We start from the raw sequence: 17,860 nt of genomic DNA on the forward strand, positions 1-17,860 counted from the left end.
TGGGCCGCTAGACACTAGATGCCTGTTCAGAGGCGTGTTCGGGTGCTAGCGGGGGTGCTAGACCTAGCGCGCGGGGGTGCTAGGTCTAGCACCGGTGATGGGTCAGGCTGCGGCCCGGTCGCTGTTACGGCGGGTGATGGCGGTGGCGATGTCGGTACGGTCGACGCCGCGCCGGTTCCTGCCCTCTCCGTCGTCGGTCTGGCCCCAGACCTGTCCGGACTTGATCCCGTGCGGCTTGAGGGCGGCGGTGACGTTCTCGCCCTTCCATCCGGCGTAGGTCGCGGGCCGCAGGGCGGTGAGGCGGGTGGCGATGCGCTCGCACCACACGGCCTTCTCGCCGGGGTCGATGACGTCGAGGACGTCGGCGAGGATGTCCGGCCCGTCGCTGTCCTTGGGGCCTTGGCCGATGGCGTGGCCGGTGACGTTGCCGTACTCCTCGCGCAGGGCGCGGGCTCGGGCGGCGATCCGTTCGGCGGCGACGGCGTCCACGAACGCGGACGCGACGATGCGGGGGTCATCACCCTCACCGGCCATCCAGCAGATGCCCCGCTCGGAGCGGGAGAACATGGTGGCCCGGTACCCGGCCTTGTACATCGAGGTGCCCAGGACCATGTCGTTGGCGGGCTGTCCCATGACCTTCAGGCAGAACCGGAGCACGGCGTTCGCGGAGATGCCGGTGGGCAGACTCTTGGCGTCGGGGCGCTGGGTCCCGAACAGGGCCACGATGCCCAGCGCGGGCCCGCGCTTGACGAGGTCGGTGCAGATCGCCTCGATCTCCTTGCCGTGCTCCTCGTGCTCGAAGGGGACCTGGCACTCGTCGAACCCGGCCACGATCGGATGCAGCCCCAGACTCTTGTCACCCGCGAGTTCCGGAGTCACCTTCGACTCCGGGCACCGGGAGCGCGGCAGGGACTTGATGACCTTCGCCCGGCGGCGGAGTTCGTCCTTCAGCTCCCGCAGGGCGTCCACGACATAGGCGATGTCCTCGGACTCCTCCCCGGCCCGGTAGCGGTGGCACACCGGCTCCAGCGCGCCGAAGTCGCCGGTTCCCTTGAAGTCGAACGCGTGCAGCTCGGCGCGCGGGTCCAGGGCGGCGATCAGGAGGAACAGCCGCATCAGGAACGTCTTGCCCATACGAGGGATCGAGCCGACGACCACGGACGCGAACATGAGCGTGACCGCGACGTCCCGCATGCGCTGGTCGTTGCCGAACACCACCGGCCTGAACAGATCCACCTGCCCCGACTTCGCCAGCGGCCACGCGGGTTTGGTGGTCTCGTTCATCGGCTTGTCCCCGACCCACAGCACCAGGCGTCCGTCGTGCTCCGCCGGGTCCGGGGACGGCCACACACACCCCGACTTGCGCCGCAGACCGGACGCGAGGGGCTTGCGGGCCTCCATGATGTCCTCCGGGGTGACGCCGTAGGGGAGATCGAGATCGGCGCGGTATCCGGGCCCGTCGCGGACGATCTCCGAGACGAACCGCATGCCGTTCATGTCCCCGCCCTTCTTGATCGCGGCGGACACCCGGGCGTTGCCGATGCTGTCCAGGCCCCGCAGCACGATCGCTCCGGTGAGCTTCTGGACCTCGGTCTTCAGCACGGCGGGCCCGACCACGGGCGCGTCCGGCTGCTGACCGGCCGCCCCCAGCAGCAGCACCCCGCCGGCCGCGAACGCGTACAGGTAGCCGGGGGCCAGGACGTAGAGCCACAGGGCGAACCCCACGCCGAACACGGCGGCGACCAGCGTCACCAGCCCCCGCAGTCGGATACGACCGGCCCGCAGTCGCGACAGCCGCATGTACTCCTCGACGTCCTCCGTGCGCACCGCCATCGACCGCAGCGGCGCGGCTTCCCGGTCCCACACCCACCGGTTCACCGACGCCACGAACCGGCACGCTCCCCGCGGTGACATCAGGGACAGCCGTGCCGTGTAGACCGGGATCCGCACCCCGTGGAACAGGACGCTGTACCCGGCATTCGCACCGGCGTGCCGGGCGGTCGCCACGAAATCCTTCCGGGACGTGAGCCACCCGGCCATGATGGGCTTGCGCTTCTCGGCCCGTACCCCCGGCTCGGGCAGTGCCGGGTTGTCGACCCGCACCACCGGAGCAGCCTCCTGCTCCACAGACACGACTGACGGGCCGCTGTCGCTGTCGCTTTCCGGAACGGTGCTGGCGGGGACCGGCCGCAGACGCGGCACGGTGGTCTCCGTCATGCTGGTACCTCCTGCTGCTCGATGAGCGGTGGGTGGACCCGGGGCGGCCGGTGTGCTTGGCGGCTGTCGGCCGCCCCGGGGTGCAGCTACTTCCTGCCGGTCTTGCCGGCGGCCCTCTTCTCGCGGCGGCGGGCACCGTCGAGGATCCGCTCGACCTTGCGCTTCAGGTCGGCCTGGTGGACGTCACCGGTCGGACTGTTCTGGGCGGCGAGGCCGCGCTTGGCCATCCGTGCGATCAGGACGGCGACCTTGGTCTTCTCGGCGATGGTGAGGGCGGGCTCGTCGGGGTGGGGCTCGGGGGTGAAACGACGACGGTGGTCCACGGTGGCTCCCTCCGGCCGGGGCTGTCCCGGCTCCCCGCCCCTGCCCGGCCGCAAGTGGCCGGGCAGGGACAGGCAGCCGTCAGCGGCTGGGCTTCAGCTCGTGGGCGTGGCACAGGACCGGGGCGATCAGCCACCCGATCCGGTCGACCGTCCACCGGCCGCCGGTCAGCGGTCCGGGCGGTACCTCGTCCAGGATCCGGCCCGTGCGCCCCGCCGCGCGGGGGTCGTCCTCACAGGAGACGATCAGCACCCGGTCACCGGCTCGGAACGTCATGTCGAAACCTCCTCCTGCCGCAGCAGCGGCATCCTCAGGTCGGGCCCGGGTCAGCGGCGGGGGCTGGGCCAGAGGCCCGGGTGCTCGCGGCGGATGTGAGCCTGGCGGTCGGCCTCGGCGGCGGCCGGGGTGTCACGGGGACGGCCCCGCCGGCCGCAGGTGCACGCGAACTCCCAGGCCACCCACTTGCTGTGACTGGCGGGCTGGACGTGGGACGGCATAGCGCTCTCCCTCCGGCCGGGACTGTCCCGGCTCCCCGCCCCCGCCCGGCCACCTGCGGCCGGGCGGGGACAGGCAACGGACAGTCCCTGTCAGTCCTGGGGGGTGTGGTCGATCGAGGCGGTCAGGATCTGCATGGCGACCGCCTGCCCGTGGTCACCGGCCCCGGCGGCGAGACGCTCGGCCGGGGCCATGTCGCCCTGGGCGAGCGCGCGGGCGGCGGCGTCGATCTCCCCCGCCGACGGACCGACCGGCACAACCGGGGTCGGGCCAGGGGCGGGCTGCTTGCGGCTGAACAAACCCATGACGGGTCCTTTCAGTGGGTGGTTAGCGCTTGCGGGCCTTGCTGATGTTCTTGGCGGCGGCCTTGCCGTCCGGGCCGCCGACCGACTTCACGACGCTGACCACGCCCCAGGCCATGGCCACGGCGAGGAACGCGAGGATCGCGAGGTTGGCGGCGATCGCGGTCAGGGCTCCGACCAGCAGCGGGCCGAAGTAGACCCCGGCCGCCACGACTCCGGCGCCCATGCCGGAGCCGAGCGCGATCCGCTGCATCGTCCGGTCCGGCGGGGCCTGGTGGATGTGGACCACCTGCGGCTGAGCACCCGTGGCGGCCGGCGGCACGGCGGGCAGGGTGTTGGGGTCGATGTAGGCGTGGGTGCCGTCCGGGAGTTGGACGACCGTACGCGGGGCGGGGAGCTGGTCCACGGGTCCTCCGTCAGGCCGTCGGCCGCAGGTGTCCGCCGTGCCGAACAGCGGCGCTGCGGAGGATGTCGGCGTGGTCGAACGCCAGGAGAGGCAGGGCTTCCAGGGGCCACCAGCGGGCGGCGCGGGCGTCGTCCCCCGCCAGGACCGTGGTGCCGGCGGGAACGACGGCGAGGTACGCAACGGTGACGTACCGGCCGCGCGGGTCCCGGCCGGGCCGGTCCCAGACCCCGATCTGACGCAGATCCTCAGGTCCCACGCGCACACGGGTCTCCTCGGCCAGCTCCCGTGCGGCCGCCTCAACAGCGGTCTCACCCGGATCGACGTGGCCTCCGGGCAGTGCCCACGAACCCCGGTACGGCTCATGGGCCCGCTCGATCAGAAGCACCCGGCCGTCAGGAGTCACCGCCACCACATCAGCGGTGTAGCGGATGGTCTCGAAGGTCTCGGTCTCACTACTCGGGTCGGGCAGCGCAGGGGCGCAGTCGACGCAGGTGGGGTCGGTGCAGATAGTGACGCGGCCGCACCCGATGGCCTCGGAGACGCTGTTGGCGATCCGTCCGCCACGGTCACCGGCGATGGTCTGTCCCGTGGCCTGGAGACGGCGGCTGACCCGCTCACGGGCACTCGCGCCCTGGCTGGTCTCGCTGGTGTTCTTGCGTCCGAACATGGGATTCCTCATCTCTTGTTCTTCAGGTCGTGTGCCGGCCGGAGTCGACTCCGTGCTCAGGCCGCGCGGGGAACGCTGTCGGCGCAGGTGGGGCAGGTGCCGAGGGAGGTGGGGATGCAGTAGCCGACATCGCGGCGGCACTGCGGACATGTGCGGCGGGCTCGCATCGCGGCGGCCAGCGCCACCGTGCGGGCGGGGGTCATGGGCCGGACGGGGAGGGCGCGGTCGATCCGGTAGAGGTAGGCGACCCGGACCGGGGACCGGCCGGGGCGCTGGTGGCGGCGGGAGAGCCACAGGACCTGCGCGGCGATCTCCTGCCCGCCCGGCCGCAGCCCCGACGCGCGGAGCTGACGGCGGGTGGCCAACCCGGCGGGGGCCATGCGGAAGGGGAAGGTCGGGATGCCGTGACGGGTGCCGTCCGGGTCCCAGAACCGGACGCTCATCAGGCCGCCACTCCCAGCTCGCCCCGCATCGGGTGCGGGGCCGGGCGGGCGAGTCGGGCGAGGCGTTCGGCCGGGTCGGGCACGAAGTCCGCGCCCCACTGGCCGACGGTGATGAACCGTTGGCCGATCCACTCGGTGTAGGCCGGGGGGATGGCTTCGGTCAGCTCTTCGTGGACGTCGGTCCAGGTGATGTCCATCGCGGTCTGCATCTCGGCGACGGTGCCCTTGCCGCCGCCCTTGCCGTAGGCGGCGATGTACGGGCCGTCCCGCCAGACGCCGTGTCGCCACCCGCGCACCGGCCCACGGTGCGGCCGGTGCGCGGGTGAGGTCAGCGGGGGTGCTCCGAGCCATCCGATCTCGAAGTCCCTGTGCCGGATGACGCCGAGCCCGAACATCTCCCCGCACAGCCGGACGTCCTTGCGGATCTTGGCTCCGGGGACGTTCTCGATCACGTACGGGACCGAGTACCAGGCGCAGATCTCCCGCAGCTCGGGGATCAGGTCGGCGTAGGTCCGGCCCCGGTTGGTGCCCCGGGTCAGTGCACAGGCTGCCTGGCAGGGCGGGGAGGCGTGCACCAGGTCGAAGTCCTGGCACTGGTGGAACGCTTCCAGCGCATCGGCCCTGGCGAAGGGGAACGGATACCGGGGCCGGGGGCGAATGTCGACGCCGTAGACGTCGAACCCCGCCCGCCAGTACCCCATACCGGCACCGCCCGAGCAGCAGAACAGATCCAGCACTCGGGGCCGTCGGCCGCCCGGCCGGTACGGAGGAAAGGGCGGAAAGAGCGGCGCTTCGGGGCCGGGTGGGCGGTGCGGTGCCCACGGCGGGATCACCAGAGCTTGAACCGGCACTCTCACGATGCCACCGCCCCGGACGCCTCTCCGGCAGCGGCGGCCTTGGCGCGTTCGGCGGTGAGGGTGTCCCGAATGGTCCGGGCCCGTTCCGCCGATGTGCGGACCGTGAGACGGATCTTGTCGGCGGTCAGCTCGTCGTCGGACCAGTCGGCCGTCGCCTCCCGTGCCTCGGCGAGGAGGGTGTCCAGGGTGCGGACCGGTCGGGTGGTGCGGGCCGACCGGGGGACCCTGCCGCTCACGCGGCGGGGCCGGTCCGGGTCGGCGGCGGCCACCGCCGCGCGGGCCGGGGCGGTCGGCTTCACCAGGTCGACCGTGGGTGTGCGGTCGGCCGACTCCACGACCGCCGGAGTCGGCAGTACGGCCAAGGGCGAGTCGGCCGACTTTTGCAGGTCAGACCCCGACCCCTTTGCGGTCACCTGGGCCGTTTTCTTGTGTTTTGTGGTGGGGGTGCGGGCGGCGGTGAGTTCGGCGGCGGACTTCACGGCCCGGCGGTGGAGATCGGGTGTCATGCCGTGCTCGTCGGTGCCGGTGTGGATCCGCCAGGCATGGGCCCATGCGGTGTCCGCGTCGACCGTTCCGTAGGGGGCGGCCGACTGGAGTCGGTCGGCCAGTCGGCCGACCTTGCGGTGATGCCGGCGGCGGGTCCGGTCGTGCCGACGGCGCTCATGGGCGTCGTGGTCGTCGCTGTCGGCCGCGAGGGTGGAGACCCATTGCCGGATCTCGAAGACCAGCGGGCCGAGGAGGGTGACAGCGGCCAGGCCCAGCCCGACCGTGCGGGCCGCCACCTCGCTCAGCGCGTCGTCACCGCTGGCCAGGCTGAGGCCGTAGCCGTAGTTGATCCAGGCGGCGAACCCCGCGAACAGGGCGACCAGTGCCCGCAGCAGCCACCGCACCCACGCGGGCAGATGACGCGCGTCCGCGTAGGCGACCCCGGCCGCCATCACCCACGCCGCCCCCTCCAAACCGAACGGGAGAGGCAGCAGCATCGGACTGATGGCCACGAAATGCATGACCTGGGCGGGGAGCGATCCGAGCCCGGACGCGACCACCAGCGCCAGCGTGCCCCGGCGGTAGACGTACTCCGGAGTCAGCCGCCCGGCCCGAACCGCCCGACGCTCGGCACGGGCCGCACGGGCACTCACCCGATCGGCCCGCCGCCGCGCCTTCAGCCGCCCGGCTCGCTCGTCCTCCTCCCGCCGGGCAACCGCACGGCGCTCCTCAGCGGCAGCCGCGTCCAACCGCCGCTGCTCAGCTTCAGCGACCCGGTCCGCCCGGCGCTCCGACCGCAGATCGACCGGCGCGCTCATGACTCCGCCCCTGCCCGGGGGGTGTGCGCGAGGCCGGTCAGAGCGGCGATCTGCTCGCCGGTGACCGTGCCCGCCTCGTCCAGGGCGTGGGCCACGGTGCGGACCTCCCGCCACAGGTGGCCGAGCTTCCGCAGTGCCATGCCCCGGACCTGGGCCCAGGATTTCCCGCCCGGCGGGACGTGGCCGCAGGCGAGCGGCAGACCGGCCAGGGCGACGACGTCGACGGCGTGCCGACGGTCGTGGTCCGCGTCGCAGGCGGCGGCCCGCGCCGGCGTCCACAGGCCGTAGGCCATGAGGTAGCGGACCTCGGCCAGCGTGCCGGCGGCGGCCTGGGCGGCGAATGCCCAGGGGTTGCCGTCCCGCACGGAGATCATGGTCACGCCGCCGAGGTCCCAGCGGCCCGGCTCGGGCTCCCGGGCGTCGATCTCGCTGGAGACGACACGGAAGCCGTAGGCCATGGAGAGGACCGCGTGACCGGCCTCGTGGAACGCCATCCCGAGCCGGGCCGCCTCGTAACCAAGCAGCGACGAGGACATGGGTAGCGGCTCCCCCCTGTGATCGACCAAGACGGCGCGGGGCGGAACGATGGCCGTCATGCCACACTCCCCACCACGGTGATCACGGCGGCGGCGATCAGCAGCACCCCGCCGACGCACGTGAGATCGACCGCCCGGCGGAGCCGGACGTACTTCGCCACGGCGATACGGGAGAGGGCGGCGATGTGCTCGGCCCGCCGGTCCTGCGCCAGCTCGGCGCGGATCTCGTCCGGGGTGAGCGTCGCCCAGCGCGGGAACCCCACCGGGGCCCGGCCGCCGAGGTTGGGGCGGACGGCCCGCAGCAGCATCCCGGCCGCTCCGATCAGCACCGCCACCCCGATCCCGCCGACCATGTAGGCGGCGGTGGGGATGTGGGGGTGGACGTCCTTGGCGAGGGTGCCGACCACGGCGATCACAGCGCCGATGAACGCCAGGAGCAAACCGGTCTTCGTGTCGGTGCGGGCGATCTCCGCCTTCACCTCGGCGTGCGCGGCCATCAGCCCGGAGGAGTCGGGGGTGTTCACGCTCCCACCTCCGGCATCTGCGCCGGGGCGGCGGTGGTGGGGTTGGCCAGGGTCAGCAGCGCCGCGAACACCCGCCGGCGGGCCCGGCGGATCCGCTTCGCGTCCAGCTCGCCGAACGGCCGGTCGAGCACGGCGATCTGCGTGTCGAGGAGATCGACGTCCGCCATGACGGCGGGCATCTCCAGCTCGATCGCGTCCAGCTCCGCATCCGTGGGCTCAAGCCACGGCTCGAACGCCTTCGCCGACGCGGCGAAAGCCCAATCAGGGACAATGCCCATGGGTCGTCTTCTCTCTGTCAGATGGGGGTGGTGCGGCCCGACAGCGGCCCCGGAGTTGCACCTCCGGGGCCGCGCCGTTGAGCGGGTGTGTCAGTCCTTGTCGCGGTCGTTGGTGATGGTGGTGGTCTCGCCGTTCGGGCCCTGGAACGTGACGCTCTCGCCGGGGGCGAGGGTCACGCTCTCGACGTCCGGGTGAACCGGCGGCGGCGTCACCTCGCCGTTGGAGAAGCCCAGGGTCATGCCGCGAAGGTTGATAGCCATGCGAGTACTCCCGTCCTGGAGCGGACTGTCCGGCTCCCCTCGGCCCCACCCGTCCGCGCCAGGCGTACGGGTGGAGGAGGCAACCGGCCCGCAGAAACGCGGGATGGGGGTTGGTCGGGTGTCAGCGGCGCTTGCCACGGCCGTGCGTCGCGTTCAGCTCGGCGACGACGTCCTTGCACTCGCCGGACACGATCCGGTCGTAGACCTTCTGGCTCTTCCTGACCTCCTTCGGGCTGGTCAGGTCGGAGGGGGTGGTGGTCTGCTGCGACTTCTTGCCGAACATGAGGCGCTCCTTCACGTCACCGGGCTCTCCGGCTCCCCGCGACCCCACCCGTCCGCGCCGGGGCGTCGGGTGGGGGAGGCAACCGTCGGCCGGGGCTGTCCCCGGCCGGGCGGTGCGTCAGGAGCGGTGGGGCTGGTCGGTGTGCGCGGCCGACGCCTCGAAAGCGGCGCGGGCGGCGGCCTGGTAGAGCGGCAGCGATCCCGCCGACGGGTGACCCGGATCGGCGGTGATCTCAGCAGCACGCACGGCCAGCCCCTCGGCCCGGTGCTCCTCCTCGAACGCGAACATTGGCGCGGCCATCAGCGGCCACCCCGAACACGCGCGGCGTCCTGAGTCCGCTTGTTGACGTCAGTCAGCTTCTTCGCCAGCGCGGCCCGCTCAGCTTCTGTCAAACTCGTCACCACAGGTGACCTCCACTCAGGTGCCTGTACGCGGGCCCCGGGGTTGCCTCCCTGGGGTCCGCACCCATATGCGGAACCGAAACCGGCTCCCCTCAGCCCCGCCCGTACAGCCCTGCGTGAAGCGGGCCGGACGGGCGGAGGAGGCAACCGGCCGCGCCAGCAGTGCCGCCATTCCGGCAGGCACCGCCTCACGCGGCAGTCATGCGATGACACGGCGGGCATCACCACCAGGACCGGTCCAGCCCCAGCAGCGCCCGCAGATGTCGCCTGTACATAGAGCCCCCAAGATCGAGGGAATGAGTGATGCTGTGCGGTCTCCTTCGGGAACACGAGCTCCCGTTTCAGGCGTATGGAGACGTGACCTTTCGGTCTAAGCCCTCCGGATTGACAAGGGATCCGGGACCCTCCCCCCGACCGACTAAGCGGGGCTCCTGGTAGTGCCGAGCAGCCCAAAGAAGGGCCGTTCACCTCCGCCTCGTTGCTGCGGTGGCGATACGCTCAACATAGGCAACCTGCTTAAGCAGGTCAAGAGGGATGGGCAACCTTGGCTTCTTGGGCATGTGCCCTAGCATGGATTCATGAGCCTTGACCCGGACGACCCGCGCCCCCCGTATCAGCAGGTCAGCAGCGCGCTGCGAGCCGCGATCCTCACCCGAAAAGAAGGCTTCACTCCGGGTGACAAGCTCCCCTCAGGAACGGAACTCGCACGTAGGTACGGCGTGGCGCGGAACACGGTGGACAAGGCCCTCGATCTCCTGAGGAACGAGGGCCTGATCGTCACTCGCCAGGGAAGCGGGTCCTTTGTGCGTGATCGGACAGAGCGTCCGACCGGCCTGCGCCCTCACCTGGAGGCTGCGTTTGGGCAGCCGCATGTGACCATTGACTTCGCCGGATTCAGCAGCGAAACGCTGCACAACGCGTTGCAGGAGCCCCTAGACAAGATCCGGGCCGGGCGGTTGGTGCCCGAGTCCGTCGCGGTTCGTCTACTCCTGCCTGACACGACCGAACCCATGGCGGTCCCCGTGACTGTGGACGGCCTGCGGGACGAGGAGGTGTTGCGCCGTCGTGCTGGCGGCATCGGCGTTACCGCTGCTGGCGGCATCAAGCACTCCGTAGAGGTGCTGGCCGAGTACGGCCTCGTGAAGTCCGCGACGGTCGACGTACGCGTACACAAGGCATCCAGCCTGTTCAAGCTCTACATCTTGAACGGGCGAGAGACGTTCTTCGGCTTCTATCCCCTCAGGGAGCGGACCATGGCTGTCGAAGGAACGGAGCACACGTTCTACGACGTGACTGGCAAGGACACGACCCTGTTCCATCACTCCGCCGGGCCGGACGAAGCGTCCATCGGGTCCCAGCACGTGGAACAGGCGCAGCGATGGTTCAACAGTGTTTGGAGTTCGATCGCATACGAGCGGAAGGCGTGATCATGGGACTCTCCGACGCTGTGCGACGGCACGTGTTGTTGGACTTCGACGGCCCGGTTTGCTCGTTGTTCGCGGGGGCCCCGGCGCCGGACATAGCCCGGGATCTCCACGACTACCTGACCAAGGACGGAATCGAGGCACCCGAGTCATGGGGCACGGACGATCCGTTGGCTCTGCTGCGGGCCGTCGCGGATACTCACCCAGCTCTCGTTGAGCCTGCCGACACTCGGCTCACGCAGTTGGAGACGAGTGCTGCGGGCTCAGCGGCTCCGACCCCGGGCGGGCGGGAATTCCTGGACGCCTGCGCGGCGACCGCTCGCCCGGTATGGATTGTGAGCAACAACTCGGGGGCCGCCATCCGGACGTATCTGGCAGCTCACGGGCTGACGGTGGCCGGCGTCTTCGGCCGCGTCCCCGGTGACCCCACATCCATGAAGCCGTCAGCACGCCTCCTGGCGGACGCCATGGCGGCGGCCGAGTCCGGCCCCTCCGAGTGTGTGTTCATCGGCGATGCGGTCCGCGACGTAGAGGCAGGGAAGGCGGCGGGCGTAGGCACGATCGGGTACGCGAACAAGCCTCACAAGGATCAGAAGCTCCGCGCAGCCGGGGCGGTCGCGGTGACCACCTCGATGACGGACCTCGCTCAGGCGGTTCTTGACGCGGGAGAGTGGTCTCACTTGTGGGCTCAGTAGCGGGCCGTTCCACAACGATCCACGGCCGTCCACGGGTATCCGGCATCCCTTCTGACCAGCGACGCCCGTCGCCTGCCGGACACCCATGGACACGCCCGGAACAAGATCGGACAACTTGTAATGCGTAGGTCGTCGGTTCGAATCCGACAGGGGGCTCCGCTGAAAGGCCAGGTCACGGCATTCCGTGACCTGGCTTTTCCCGTTCTGGGAGCGGGGCTTCGGGCCAGACCAGCAGGACGGGGCACGGGGCGTGGTCGACGACGAAGCGGGTGGCGGGGCCGAGGCTGTGAGGGCCGGGGCGGGTGGGGGCGCCGTCGCGGGTGAGGACGAGGAGGTCGGTGGGCCCGGCGGTGGAGGTCACCTCGTGTTCGGGGCGGCCGGTGCGGTGGAGCCGGGTGGCGGGGCGGCCCAGGCGGGCGGCGGCGTCGGCGAGCAGACGGTCGGCGGCGGCCGAGGCCAGGGTCCCGACGGGGACGGCGGGGTCGCGGTCGGGGCGGGCGCGGCCGAGGAGTCCGGCGTAGGAGCCCCGGGCGGCGTTCATCGCCTCCGGGTCGGTGACATGCAGCAGGACGATGTCCGCGCCGTCGGGCGCGTGGGTACGGGCCGCGTCGACGCACGCGGGCCAGGTGCCTTCCACGATCCAGGCGATGACGGTCACTTCAGCCTCCGACGACGCTCAGCGAGATCCACAGTGCCACGACGGAGAGCAGCAGCGTGGCAGGCACGGTGAGCAGACCGAGCCGGGTGAACTTCCCGAGATCCACCTCCGTGTCGTGGGCGTGCACGATCCGCCGCCACAGCAGGGTGGCCAGCGAGCCCGCGTAGGTGAGGTTGGGGCCGATGTTCGCCCCCAGCAGCACCGCCAGGACCGCCCCGGGGCCCAGGGGCGCGGTCAGCGGCAGCAGTACCAGCACGGCGGGCAGATTGTTGATCAGATTCGCCAGGACGGCGGCGAGGAAGGCGAGGCCGAGCAGCGCCGGCAGGCCGGTTCCTTCGGGGACCAGCGGGCCCAGCGCGTCGCCGAGCCCGTTGTCGACCACGGCGCGCACCACGATGCCCAGGGCGAGTACGAAGGCGAGGAAGGGCACGGCGGCGGAGCGCACCAGAGCGGCGGGGGTGGTGCGCCGCCGGGCCAGGGCGCGGATCGCGAGCGCCGCCGCACCGGCCGCCGCCGCCCAGACGGGCTCGATGCCCAGGGCCGAGGCGGCGATGAATCCGGCCAGTGTGCAGACCACGGTCACCAGCGCGAACACCGGGACCGCGACCGGCTCCGGGTCGTCCGCCCGGGCGCGGAAGCCGGCCGCCAGATCGACGGCGAAGAAGCGGCGGAAGACGAGGTACTCCACCGCGATCGCCACCAGCCACGGCAGCGCCATCAGCGCGGCGAACCGGGTGAAGCTCAGCCCGCTCGCGGCGAACGCCAGCAGATTGGTCAGATTCGAGACCGGAAGCAGCAGCGAGGCCGTGTTCGACAGATGGGTGCAGGCGTACACATGGGGCAGGGGCCGGGCTCCGAGGCGGGCCGCGGTCGCGAAGACCACCGGGGTCAGCAGGACGACCGTCGCGTCCAGACTCAGCACGGCGGTGATCGAGGACGCCGCCGCGAACACATACGCCAGCAGGGAGCCCGGCCGGCGCCGGGCCGCCCGGGCCATCCACGCCCCGCAGGCGCGGAACAGCCCCTCGTCGTCGCAGAGCTGAGCCAGCACCAGGATCGCGGCCAGGAAACCGACCACCGGAGCCAGATGCTCCGCCTCCGCGGCCGCGTCCTGGGGCGAGATGGCTCCCGCCGCGACGGCCACCACCGCCGCCGGAACGGCGACGACCGCCTCCGGCCACCCCCAGGGGCGTACGACCGCGCAGGCCAGGGTCGCGAACAGCAGGACGACGGAGAGCGTCTCCACATAGGGGGTGTTCAGGGCGGGCCCTCCTGTAAGGCGCTCCGTACGGCCGGGAATGCTCCTTCATCATCCCGCCGCCGCGGCGCGCACAGACGGAACGCGTGTACGGAAGACAACGGCGTACGTACCATCGGCGGCATGATCGAGGTCCCGGACGCTCTCGCGGCCAGTCAGCACGAGCACGGCGGCGCGGCGGGCCGCGCCTTCGTCGCCGCGCTGCCCGAGCGGACCGCCCGCTTCCTTGAAGGCTGGGAGCTGCGGCCGGACGGTGCGCCGATGCACGGGATGTGCGCGCTGGTGCTGCCGGTACGGCGGGAGGACGGCACGCCCGCCGTGCTGAAGCTCCAGGCGCTGGACGAGGAGACCGCCGGGGAGGCGGAGGCGCTGCTGGCCTGGGACGGGGACGGGGCCGCCCGGCTGCTGGACCACGACCGGGAGACCGGCACCCTGCTGCTGGAGCGGCTGGACTTCCGCCGCCATCTGTCGGCGGTGGAGACGCGGGAGGCGGTACGGATCCTCGCAGGGCTGCTGGCAAGGCTCACCGAGCGGCCCGCGCCGCAGGGGCTGCGGCGACTCGGCGACATCGCGGGCAGGCTGCTCGACGAGACGCCGACGGCGGTGCGGGGGCTGGCCGACGCGGACGGGAGGCGGCTGCTGCTGGACTGCGCGGCGGCGGTACGGGAGGTCGCGGCGGAGCCGGGGGACCGGCTGCTCCACTGGGATCTCCACTACGACAACATCCTGGCCGCCGAGCGGGAGCCCTGGCTCGCCATCGACCCCAAGCCTCTCGCCGGGGACCCGGGCTTCGAGCTGCTGCCCGCCCTCACCAACCGCTACGACCCGGCCGAGACGCTCTGGCGGTTCGATCTGCTGACGGAGAGGCTGGGGCTGGACCGGGAGCGGGCCGGGGCGTGGACGCTCGGGCGGATCCTCCAGAACAGCCTGTGGGGGCTTTCGGAGGGTGACGAAGAGCTGGACGAGGAGTGGGCGGAGATCGCCCGGGCACTGCTGGGACGCGGCTGAGGGGCCCTGGCCGTACCGGAGGGCCCCGGACCCTCCAGGACCGTCCAGAAGGTGAATCGAGGTGGCGTACCGGATCGGCCGTCATCCATCCTGACCTCATGATTCGTACAGCCGTACCCCAGGATGTCCCCGCGATTCACCGCATGGTCCGTGAACTCGCCGAGTACGAGAAGGCCTTGGACGAGGTCCACGCGACGGAGGAGCAGCTGCGCGAGGCGCTCTTCGGCGAGCGGCCCGCCGCCTTCGCCCATATCGCGGAGGGTGACGACGGCGAGCCCGTCGGATTCGCGCTCTGGTTCCTGCACTTCTCCACCTGGCGCGGGGTGCACGGGATCTATCTGGAGGATCTGTACGTCCGCCCCGAGCGGCGCGGCGGCGGGCACGGCAAGGCGCTCCTGACCGAGCTGGCGCGGATCTGCGTGGAGCGCGGCTACGAGCGGCTCGAATGGTCGGTCCTGGACTGGAACACCCCGTCGATCGACTTCTACCGCTCGCTCGGCGCGCGGCCGCAGGACGAGTGGACGGTGTACCGGCTGACCGACGAGGCGCTCACCGCGCTGGGGTCCCAGGACGTCCGGGCCCAGGAAGGCACGGCCTAGGGCATACGGGGGATCAGCACGACCTTGCCGACGGTGCCGCGGGTCTCCAGTGCCCGGTGGGCGCGGGCGGCGTCGGCGAGGGGGAAGCGCTGGACGACCGGGCGCAGCCGGCCGGTGGCGGCCTCCGCGAGGGCGCGCTCCTCCAGGGCGCGGAGGCCGCCGGCCTTCTCCAGCATGGCCGGGCCGAGGACGATCTCGGAGGTGATGCCGCGTTCGGCCAGCTCCTCCTCGGTGAAGGCGAGCGGCGATCCGTCGTGCAGATCCTTCTCCCCGGTCCAGCCGAAGACGAGGTGCTTGCCGCCCTTGGCGAGCAGATCGACGGCGGCGCGGCCGATCGTGCCGCCGACGGAGTCGAAGACGACGGTGGCGCGCCGCTCGCCGAGGTGGTCGCGGACCTGCTGGTCCCAGTCGGGCTGCTGGTAGTCGACGGCCATGTCCGCGCCGTTGGCCAGGACGCCGGCGACCTTGGCGGCTCCGCCCGCGAGGCCGATGGCGGTGGCCCCGATGTTCTTGACGTACTGGACGAGCAGGGAGCCGATGCCCCCGGCGGCGGCCGGGATGATCGCGATGTCGTTCTCGCGCAGTTCGGCGAGGCCGAGGATGCCGAGGGTGGTCCGCCCGGTGCCGATCATCGCGACGGCCTCGGCGGGGTCGAGCCGGTCGGGGACCTCGTGCAGCCGGGCGGCGTCGGTGACGGCGAATTCGGCGTATCCGCCGGGGACCATCCCGAGGTGGGCGACGGCCATCTTGCCGAGCCAGCCGGGGTCGGTGCCCTCGCCGAGCGCGTCGACCACGCCGGCGACCTCGCGGCCCGGGACGGTCGGCAGGCTGATCGGCTCGGTGTAGGGGCCGGGCAGGCCCTGGCGCAGGGTGGTGTCCAGGAGGTGGACGCCCGACGCGGCGACCGCGACACGGACCTGGCCGGGGCCGGGCACCGGGTTCTCGATCTCGTCGAGGACGAGGTTCTCGGCGGGGCCGAAGGAGTGGAGGCGGATGGCGCGCATGACGGACTCCCCTGAGTGCGGTGCTCGGTGTTTCGCTGTCTCGGCTGCGAGAACAACTGTTCAACCTCAAGAAGGCTTGAGGTCAAGGAGGTTGTTCGGCCCCGGGGCGGTACCGGAGCGCCGGGCGATGAGCGACACCGCGTTGAGCGCGCTGGTGAACGAGACCTCGCAGAGCACTCCGGGCGCCGCGACCTGGTCGCCCACGAGATACACCCCGTCGCCCCGGTCGATCGCGGGCCGGTCCCGCCAGCTGAGGCCCGGCCGGTCCAGCGCTCCGGTACGCCCCTGGGAGAGGGCTTCGCGCCGCCAGACGGAGCGCTCGCGCCAGCCGGGGAAGCCCAGATCGAGCAGGGCCTCGGCGTGGGCCACGCCGTCGGCCTTCGACTCGCCGGGGGCGATCGGCAGCTGGCCCTGGACCAGGGAGCGGCCGGCCGGGGCCAGGGTGCGGTCCTGGGCGGTGAAGCGCTCCAGCCAGCCGGGGGCGTCCAGGTCGGAGACGACGAACGCGTCCTTCCGGCTGCTGCGCAGCGCCAGGTCGATCAGGGTGGTGCGGCCGCTCTCCCACCGCAGCGAGTCGTCCTTGAGCAGGCCCCGGGCCGCGTCCAGCGAGGTCGCGACGATCACCGGCCCGTCGCGCTCGGGCAGGGCGTCCACCCGTGACCCGGTCTCGACGCGTACGCCGAGGTCCAGGGCGCGGCCGGTCATCCGGTCGATGATCTGGCCCCAGCCGCCGCGCGGGTAGCGGGCCTCCGGCGGGAGGGCGGTGGCGCGCCGCAGCCGCTCCTGGACGAAGGCGGCGGAGAGCGATCCGGGATCGTGGTGGAAGAGGGCCACGCCGATGTAGTGGGCGGCGGCCCGTGCGCCCGTCTCGCCGACCTGGCCGGTGGCCCAGGTGAGGAAGTCCTCGTCGACCGGGGCGGACTCCGGAGCCCGCCGCGCCAGCCGGTACAGGGCGAGCGGCGGGACCCTGCGCAGCGCCCCGCCGGACCGGAAGCGGAACCGGGCCCCTTCGAGCGGTGGGATCGCGGCGAGCGGCCCGATCAGTCCGCGCCGCCTGAGCCATCCCCAGTGCGGGCCGCCGCTGTAGAGGGCGTGCGGTCCTTCATTGGTGCGGTACGGGCCGTCGTCGGTGCGGGCGCGCCCGCCCAGGGTGTGGTGGGACTCGTACAGCGTGACACGGGCTCCGCCGGTGGTCCCGCCGGTGGTCGCGCCGACGGTTTCGGCCGCGGCGATGGCCGCGGTGAGTCCGGCGAAGCCGCCGCCGACGATGGTGATGCGGTGCATGACTGCCCTTCCTCTTCCTCGGAGGGCCGTGGGGGCTCTCGGAAAGGGGACGGGCGGCGGGGCGCGATTGTGACATCGCCGCGGCCCGGAGGGCCGAGGGAGGGGGCGGTCAGATCCGGGGGAAGCGCGCCTGAAGATCCCAGATGACGGGATTGTCGGCGAGGCCCTCGTGCATGTCGGTGAGATCCGCGATCACGTCCTGGAGGAAGTCGCGGGCCTCGCGGCGCAGCTCGCCGTGGTTGAAGGTGAGGGGCGGCTCGTCGCTCCGCATCCAGTCGGCGGCCACGTCCACCCAGCCGAAGCGCCGCTCGAAGATCATCCGGTCGGCGGACTCGGTGAAGTCCAGCTCGGCGAATTGGGGGGTGGCGGAGCGGCTGCCGCGCGGGTCGCGGTCGAGGCGCTCGACGATGTCGCACAGGGCCCACGCGAAGTCGAGGACGGGGACCCATCCCCAGGCTGTGGACACTTCGCGGTCGGCCTTGGTGTCCGCGAGATAGACGTCGCCGCAGAAGAGGTCGTGGCGGAGGGAGGCGGTGTCCACCTGCCGGTAGTCGGTCTGCGGGGGGTCCGGGAAGCGGGGGGAGAGGGAGTAGCCGATATCGAGCACGGTCTTGATGGTGCCACGCCCGCGCCCG

General features: G+C 72.0%; 25 protein-coding genes. 4 read left to right on the top strand and 21 right to left on the bottom strand.

Annotation, left to right across the window (positions count from 1 at the left end; all coding sequences use genetic code 11):
* Window positions 1-102: 102 nt before the first annotated feature.
* From IE247_RS21580 to IE247_RS21655, 16 genes are all read right to left on the bottom strand, one after another.
* On the bottom strand, window positions 103-2,217 hold the full coding sequence (locus IE247_RS21580) for a cell division protein FtsK (RefSeq protein WP_190124869.1): 2,115 nt from the start codon (window positions 2,215-2,217) through the stop codon (window positions 103-105).
* Window positions 2,218-2,303: 86 nt separating this feature from the next.
* The gene (locus IE247_RS21585) at window positions 2,304-2,540 is read right to left on the bottom strand and encodes a DUF6257 family protein (RefSeq protein WP_229869260.1); all 237 of its coding nucleotides are present in this window, start codon (window positions 2,538-2,540) and stop codon (window positions 2,304-2,306) included.
* Between the two features lie 79 nt (window positions 2,541-2,619).
* Entirely contained in the window at window positions 2,620-2,814 is a 195-nt protein-coding gene (locus IE247_RS21590; protein WP_190124870.1) for a hypothetical protein, read from the bottom strand.
* 50 nt (window positions 2,815-2,864) lie between these two features.
* Complete coding sequence (locus IE247_RS21595) at window positions 2,865-3,035, bottom strand: hypothetical protein (protein WP_190124871.1); 171 nt, start codon at window positions 3,033-3,035, stop codon at window positions 2,865-2,867.
* 90 nt (window positions 3,036-3,125) lie between these two features.
* Entirely contained in the window at window positions 3,126-3,338 is a 213-nt protein-coding gene (locus IE247_RS21600; protein WP_190124872.1) for a hypothetical protein, read from the bottom strand.
* Between the two features lie 22 nt (window positions 3,339-3,360).
* Window positions 3,361-3,741: a DUF6251 family protein gene (locus IE247_RS21605; protein WP_190124873.1), complete on the bottom strand. Its 381-nt coding sequence runs from the start codon at window positions 3,739-3,741 to the stop codon at window positions 3,361-3,363.
* A 10-nt stretch (window positions 3,742-3,751) separates the two neighbouring features.
* The gene (locus IE247_RS21610; RefSeq protein WP_229869275.1) at window positions 3,752-4,210 is read right to left on the bottom strand and encodes an NUDIX domain-containing protein; all 459 of its coding nucleotides are present in this window, start codon (window positions 4,208-4,210) and stop codon (window positions 3,752-3,754) included.
* 254 nt (window positions 4,211-4,464) lie between these two features.
* A complete protein-coding gene (locus IE247_RS21615) occupies window positions 4,465-4,851 on the bottom strand; it encodes an RRQRL motif-containing zinc-binding protein (protein WP_190124875.1) in 387 nt (128 codons plus the stop codon).
* The gene (locus tag IE247_RS21620; protein WP_190124876.1) at window positions 4,851-5,552 is read right to left on the bottom strand and encodes a DNA cytosine methyltransferase; all 702 of its coding nucleotides are present in this window, start codon (window positions 5,550-5,552) and stop codon (window positions 4,851-4,853) included. Before IE247_RS21620 ends, IE247_RS21615 begins: the two co-directional genes overlap by 1 nt.
* A 152-nt stretch (window positions 5,553-5,704) precedes the next feature.
* The gene (locus tag IE247_RS21625) at window positions 5,705-7,012 is read right to left on the bottom strand and encodes a hypothetical protein (protein WP_190124877.1); all 1,308 of its coding nucleotides are present in this window, start codon (window positions 7,010-7,012) and stop codon (window positions 5,705-5,707) included.
* A complete protein-coding gene (locus IE247_RS21630) occupies window positions 7,009-7,548 on the bottom strand; it encodes a hypothetical protein (RefSeq protein WP_229869261.1) in 540 nt (179 codons plus the stop codon). Before IE247_RS21630 ends, IE247_RS21625 begins: the two co-directional genes overlap by 4 nt.
* Before the next feature lie 56 nt (window positions 7,549-7,604).
* On the bottom strand, window positions 7,605-8,072 hold the full coding sequence (locus tag IE247_RS21635; RefSeq protein ID WP_190124879.1) for a Pycsar system effector family protein: 468 nt from the start codon (window positions 8,070-8,072) through the stop codon (window positions 7,605-7,607).
* On the bottom strand, window positions 8,069-8,350 hold the full coding sequence (locus IE247_RS21640) for a DUF6284 family protein (RefSeq protein WP_190124880.1): 282 nt from the start codon (window positions 8,348-8,350) through the stop codon (window positions 8,069-8,071). Before IE247_RS21640 ends, IE247_RS21635 begins: the two co-directional genes overlap by 4 nt.
* 90 nt (window positions 8,351-8,440) lie before the next feature.
* Complete coding sequence (locus IE247_RS21645; protein WP_190124881.1) at window positions 8,441-8,611, bottom strand: hypothetical protein; 171 nt, start codon at window positions 8,609-8,611, stop codon at window positions 8,441-8,443.
* A gap of 121 nt (window positions 8,612-8,732) precedes the next feature.
* Window positions 8,733-8,909 (bottom strand): hypothetical protein, encoded by a 177-nt coding sequence (locus tag IE247_RS21650; protein WP_190125018.1) that lies wholly within the window; start codon window positions 8,907-8,909, stop codon window positions 8,733-8,735.
* Window positions 8,910-9,011: 102 nt separating this feature from the next.
* Window positions 9,012-9,194, bottom strand: a complete 183-nt coding sequence (locus IE247_RS21655) for a hypothetical protein (protein ID WP_190124882.1) — start codon at window positions 9,192-9,194, stop codon at window positions 9,012-9,014.
* Between the two features lie 679 nt (window positions 9,195-9,873).
* Here IE247_RS21655 and IE247_RS21660 point away from each other — a divergent pair.
* Window positions 9,874-10,722 carry a GntR family transcriptional regulator gene (locus tag IE247_RS21660; protein WP_190124883.1) on the top strand — a complete coding sequence of 283 codons (849 nt, stop codon included), beginning with the start codon at window positions 9,874-9,876 and terminating at the stop codon, window positions 10,720-10,722.
* Window positions 10,723-10,724: 2 nt separating this feature from the next.
* The gene (locus IE247_RS21665; protein WP_190124884.1) at window positions 10,725-11,414 is read left to right on the top strand and encodes an HAD family hydrolase; all 690 of its coding nucleotides are present in this window, start codon (window positions 10,725-10,727) and stop codon (window positions 11,412-11,414) included.
* A gap of 172 nt (window positions 11,415-11,586) precedes the next feature.
* Here IE247_RS21665 and IE247_RS21670 read toward each other — a convergent pair whose 3' ends face one another.
* Together IE247_RS21670 and IE247_RS21675 are read right to left on the bottom strand one after the other, a co-directional pair.
* Complete coding sequence (locus IE247_RS21670) at window positions 11,587-12,072, bottom strand: universal stress protein (RefSeq protein WP_190124885.1); 486 nt, start codon at window positions 12,070-12,072, stop codon at window positions 11,587-11,589.
* A 1-nt stretch (window position 12,073) separates the two neighbouring features.
* Window positions 12,074-13,372: an SLC13 family permease gene (locus tag IE247_RS21675; RefSeq protein ID WP_373305599.1), complete on the bottom strand. Its 1,299-nt coding sequence runs from the start codon at window positions 13,370-13,372 to the stop codon at window positions 12,074-12,076.
* A gap of 81 nt (window positions 13,373-13,453) precedes the next feature.
* Here IE247_RS21675 and IE247_RS21680 point away from each other — a divergent pair, with 81 nt between their 5' ends.
* Complete coding sequence (locus IE247_RS21680; RefSeq protein WP_190124886.1) at window positions 13,454-14,338, top strand: aminoglycoside phosphotransferase family protein; 885 nt, start codon at window positions 13,454-13,456, stop codon at window positions 14,336-14,338.
* A 98-nt stretch (window positions 14,339-14,436) separates the two neighbouring features.
* A complete protein-coding gene (locus IE247_RS21685; RefSeq protein ID WP_190124887.1) occupies window positions 14,437-14,937 on the top strand; it encodes a GNAT family N-acetyltransferase in 501 nt (166 codons plus the stop codon).
* Here the strand turns inward: IE247_RS21685 and IE247_RS21690 are convergent.
* From IE247_RS21690 to IE247_RS21700, 3 genes are all read right to left on the bottom strand, one after another.
* Window positions 14,934-15,941 (bottom strand): zinc-binding dehydrogenase, encoded by a 1,008-nt coding sequence (locus tag IE247_RS21690; protein ID WP_190124888.1) that lies wholly within the window; start codon window positions 15,939-15,941, stop codon window positions 14,934-14,936. The genes IE247_RS21685 and IE247_RS21690 overlap by 4 nt on opposite strands.
* Before the next feature lie 66 nt (window positions 15,942-16,007).
* The gene (locus tag IE247_RS21695; protein WP_190124889.1) at window positions 16,008-17,225 is read right to left on the bottom strand and encodes an NAD(P)-binding protein; all 1,218 of its coding nucleotides are present in this window, start codon (window positions 17,223-17,225) and stop codon (window positions 16,008-16,010) included.
* A gap of 109 nt (window positions 17,226-17,334) precedes the next feature.
* Window positions 17,335-17,832 carry a hypothetical protein gene (locus IE247_RS21700; protein WP_190124890.1) on the bottom strand — a complete coding sequence of 166 codons (498 nt, stop codon included), beginning with the start codon at window positions 17,830-17,832 and terminating at the stop codon, window positions 17,335-17,337.
* Window positions 17,833-17,860: the final 28 nt, after the last annotated feature.

Origin of the sequence: Streptomyces inusitatus (genome assembly GCF_014651115.1) — a bacterium.
Lineage (GTDB): Bacteria > Actinomycetota > Actinomycetes > Streptomycetales > Streptomycetaceae > Streptomyces > Streptomyces amakusaensis.

Excerpts from the sequence above, each read along its gene's own strand:
- IE247_RS21645 (WP_190124881.1), bottom strand. The coding sequence starts at position 8,611 with ATGGCTATCAACCTTCGCGGCATGACCCTGGGCTTCTCCAACGGCGAG.
- IE247_RS21620 (WP_190124876.1), bottom strand. The coding sequence starts at position 5,552 with ATGGGGTACTGGCGGGCGGGGTTCGACGTCTACGGCGTCGACATTCGC.
- IE247_RS21680 (WP_190124886.1), top strand. The coding sequence starts at position 13,454 with ATGATCGAGGTCCCGGACGCTCTCGCGGCCAGTCAGCACGAGCACGGC.
- IE247_RS21590 (WP_190124870.1), bottom strand. The coding sequence starts at position 2,814 with ATGACGTTCCGAGCCGGTGACCGGGTGCTGATCGTCTCCTGTGAGGAC.
- IE247_RS21665 (WP_190124884.1), top strand. The coding sequence starts at position 10,725 with ATGGGACTCTCCGACGCTGTGCGACGGCACGTGTTGTTGGACTTCGAC.
- IE247_RS21580 (WP_190124869.1), bottom strand. The coding sequence starts at position 2,217 with ATGACGGAGACCACCGTGCCGCGTCTGCGGCCGGTCCCCGCCAGCACC.
- IE247_RS21655 (WP_190124882.1), bottom strand. The coding sequence starts at position 9,194 with ATGGCCGCGCCAATGTTCGCGTTCGAGGAGGAGCACCGGGCCGAGGGG.
- IE247_RS21695 (WP_190124889.1), bottom strand. The coding sequence starts at position 17,225 with ATGCACCGCATCACCATCGTCGGCGGCGGCTTCGCCGGACTCACCGCG.
- IE247_RS21690 (WP_190124888.1), bottom strand. The coding sequence starts at position 15,941 with ATGCGCGCCATCCGCCTCCACTCCTTCGGCCCCGCCGAGAACCTCGTC.
- IE247_RS21640 (WP_190124880.1), bottom strand. The coding sequence starts at position 8,350 with ATGGGCATTGTCCCTGATTGGGCTTTCGCCGCGTCGGCGAAGGCGTTC.
- IE247_RS21685 (WP_190124887.1), top strand. The coding sequence starts at position 14,437 with ATGATTCGTACAGCCGTACCCCAGGATGTCCCCGCGATTCACCGCATG.
- IE247_RS21660 (WP_190124883.1), top strand. The coding sequence starts at position 9,874 with ATGAGCCTTGACCCGGACGACCCGCGCCCCCCGTATCAGCAGGTCAGC.
- IE247_RS21615 (WP_190124875.1), bottom strand. The coding sequence starts at position 4,851 with ATGAGCGTCCGGTTCTGGGACCCGGACGGCACCCGTCACGGCATCCCG.
- IE247_RS21595 (WP_190124871.1), bottom strand. The coding sequence starts at position 3,035 with ATGCCGTCCCACGTCCAGCCCGCCAGTCACAGCAAGTGGGTGGCCTGG.
- IE247_RS21630 (WP_229869261.1), bottom strand. The coding sequence starts at position 7,548 with ATGTCCTCGTCGCTGCTTGGTTACGAGGCGGCCCGGCTCGGGATGGCG.
- IE247_RS21600 (WP_190124872.1), bottom strand. The coding sequence starts at position 3,338 with ATGGGTTTGTTCAGCCGCAAGCAGCCCGCCCCTGGCCCGACCCCGGTT.
- IE247_RS21625 (WP_190124877.1), bottom strand. The coding sequence starts at position 7,012 with ATGAGCGCGCCGGTCGATCTGCGGTCGGAGCGCCGGGCGGACCGGGTC.